This window comes from Acidovorax sp. KPB24-07 (assembly GCF_057543315.1).
This window is the reverse complement of record NZ_BAAJYS010000385.1, coordinates 1-3,077: the sequence shown is the minus strand read 5'-3', so window position 1 is coordinate 3,077 and position 3,077 is coordinate 1. Positions and strand designations below refer to the sequence as shown.

Sequence of the window (3,077 nt, the reverse complement as noted above, 5' to 3'; positions counted from 1 at the left end):
ACCGTCACGCTCTCGCCGGCCGAGGCCTTGATCTCCTGGCCCATGGTGCCCTTGCCGCTCAGGGCGTACACGTTGAAGTCCAGCGCGTTGATGAGGTCGCCGAAAACGCCGAAGCTGCGGCCCGCGCGCAGGCTGTCGACCAGGCCGCCGATGCCCCCCTCCGCCTTGCTGGCCTGCCAGACGTGGTTCTTGGCGTATTCGCCCGGGTAGTAGCCGCTGCTGTTGTTGTTCGAATCGATCTCGAAGTGCGAGTCGGAGTCGGCGATGTTCCAGATGCGGCGGCCCTCGCCCAGCAGCGCGTCCCACACGCCGCCCAGTTTCGCCACGATGGCGTCGGTGCCGCCGTAGGTGCGGTTGGGTTGGTTGGCGTCGATGTAGGCCGAGGTGTAGCCGCCGCGGTCGGGTTCGAGCTGGTTGCCCACCATGCCCTCGATGGCGAACACGATCTTCGGCGCCAGGTCGTTCATCTGGCGCAGGTCGGCGATCGAATACTTGCCCGGGTTGCGCGAGGGGTGGTTGATCAGGGCGTAGCTGGTGTCGGGGTACTTGGCCTTCAGCCAGGCGATGGCCTTGAGCGCGTCGTCGGCCGTCTGGTTGAAGCGCTGCGGGTACTGGGCCTTCCAGCGGGCCACGTCCGCCGCGTCGAAGAGCGATTCGGCGCCCGTGGTGAACAGGTATTGGAACTCCTTGGCCCCGCTGGCGGAGGTCTTCAGGCTGCCGCTGGACCCCTCGAAGAGGCCCACGCCGATGTGGTCGTGCGTGGGCATGTCCCACTCGAACCCCGAGAAGATCAGCTTGCCGGCGTAGTTGCCGGAGGCCTGCAGCGCCTGGATGCGCGGGATCTCATAGGCCTCCATGCCATAGGCGAAGGCCCTGGGCGCGGGCAGCAGGTTGGCCGCGTGGTCGTACTTGGACGAGCGCAGGTGGTTGGTCACCGCCATCCAGTCCAGGCGGTAGGTGGTGAAGGCCTTGCCGAGCAGGAAGTCGAGCGTCTGCGTCGTGCGCGAATCGTCCGATTGCACCGTGTGGGTGTGCAGGTCGCCGGTGGTCCAGCGGCCCTGTTCGGCAGCGGGCGTGCCGTCGCCGGAGCCGCCGCAGCCCGCCAGCAGGAGCGCGGGAAGGGCCAGGGCGATGGCCAGGGGCATCCGCGCACGGCGGAAGGTGTTGGGGGCGAAAGCAGAGGAGCGGGGCATGGGTTGTCTGGATTTTTTGACGCAGGGGCCACCGGCCGGCGGATGCCGGTGGCAGCCCCGCGTTTGTAGAAATCCCGGATGAACCCGTGATGACATCGCATGCGCAGGCGGCCTGGCACCTGCATCCGTGCCCCGGAATGAGGCCTTGGCGCAACAGTCGCCTCGGCCCGGCCCGGCGGCCCCGGCCTCAGTGCGCGCCGGCCGCGGCGTCCGCGCTGCCGGCGCTGGGGCGCACCGGGTGGGCCAGCCAGACCAGCGGAATCAGCAGCAGGAACAGCACGGCCGACGCATAGAAGATGTCGTTGGCAGCCAGCATGAAGGCCTGCTGGTTCACCATGCGCTCCACCTGCGCCAGCGCCTGTTCGGGCGTGAGGCCGCCCGCCTGCAGCCCCTGCAGCGTCTGCGTCACGGCGATGCCGCCCTGCTGCAGCCCTTCGGTGAGCTGGGCATGGTGCAGCGTGGCGCGCCGCTCCCACAGCGTGGTCGAGACCGAGGTGCCGATGGCCCCCGCCGTGATGCGCATGAAGTTCGACAGCCCCGAGGCCGACGGAATGCGCGCGGGCGCGATCTCCGACAGCGTGATCGTCACCAGCGGGATGAAGAAGAACGCCATGGCGATGCCCTGGATGATCGTGGGCACCATGATCGTGGTCAGGTCGGCCTGGGTGTTGAACCGCGAGCGCATCCACAGCACCAGCGCGAACACCAGGAACGCGAAGGTGGCGAAGCGCCGCGGGTCCACCTTGGCGATGTTCTTGCCCACCACGGGCGACAGCACCAGGGCCAGCAGTCCCACTGGCGCCAGCACCTCGCCGGCCTGCGTGGCGGTGTAGCCCATGTACTGCTGCAGCCACAGCGGCAGCAGCACCACGTTGCCGAAGAACAGACCGTAGCCCACCGACGTGGCCAGCGCGCCGGCCCAGAAGTTGCGGATGCGGAACAGCGTGAGGTCCACCACCGGGTGCGGCTCGCCGCGCTCCCAGATCATGAAGGCGGCGAAGCCCACCACGGCCACCACGCCGCAGGCCACGACCCAGGGCGAGGCGAACCAGTCGTGCTCCTTGCCGATGTCCAGCATCACCTGCATGGCCGCGACCCAGATCACCAGCAGCGCCAGGCCGATGGAGTCGATGGGCAGCGCCCGCCGCTCGGATTCGCGCTTGTGGAAGATGCTCCAGGTGACCAGCACGGCCATGATGCCCACCGGCACGTTGATGTAGAAGATCCACGGCCAGCTCATGTTGTCGGTGATCCAGCCGCCCAGGAGCGGCCCCATCACCGGCGCGACGAGCGTGGTCATCGACCACATCGCCATCGCCAGCCCGGCCAGCGCCTTGGGGTAGCTGGACAGCAGCAGCGACTGCGACAGCGGAATCATCGGCCCGGCCACGAAGCCCTGCAGCGCGCGGAAGGCGATCAGCGTGGCCATGTTGGGTGCGATGCCGCACAGCAGCGAGGCGATCACGAACAGCGTCACGCTGGCCACGAACAGGCGCACCTGCCCGAAGCGTTGCGACAGCCAACCCGTCAACGGCACCGCGATGGCATTGGCCACCGCGAAGCTGGTGATGACCCAGGTGCCTTGCGTGGGGCTCACGCCCAGGTCGCCCGCGATGGCGGGCAGGGACACGTTGGCGATGGACGTGTCCAGCACGTTCATGAACGTCGCGGCCGAGAGGGCCAGCGTGCCCCACATGCGCGCGCTGCCTTCGAGGGGCGGCGGCGCCTGGGGCGCAGGGGTGTTGGGGGAAGACATGGGTCAGCGTGTTGTGGGAGTGGTTCTACGGCTGGCCCGCTGCGGCGGTGCGCAGCGGGTCTGTCTTGGGGGGGCGAGGCGCCGCCGGGGCGGCCCGCAGGGTCAGTGCGACGCGGTCGTGGCCGGCG

The 3,077-nt window shown here is 69.0% G+C and carries 2 protein-coding genes; both read right to left on the bottom strand.

Annotation, left to right across the window (positions count from 1 at the left end; all coding sequences use genetic code 11):
• Positions 1-1,193, bottom strand: a 1,193-nt coding sequence (locus tag AC27IQ_RS21380) for a CehA/McbA family metallohydrolase domain-containing protein (protein WP_487090705.1), incomplete at its 3' end; no start/stop codon positions are given.
• Between the two features lie 187 nt (positions 1,194-1,380).
• Positions 1,381-2,949, bottom strand: a complete 1,569-nt coding sequence (locus AC27IQ_RS21375; RefSeq protein WP_487090704.1) for a DHA2 family efflux MFS transporter permease subunit — start codon at positions 2,947-2,949, stop codon at positions 1,381-1,383.
• Between the last annotated feature and the right edge of the window lie 128 nt (positions 2,950-3,077).

Coding starts and splice junctions, on each gene's coding strand:
- AC27IQ_RS21375 (WP_487090704.1), bottom strand. CDS start 2,949: ATGTCTTCCCCCAACACCCCTGCGCCCCAGGCGCCGCCGCCCCTCGAA.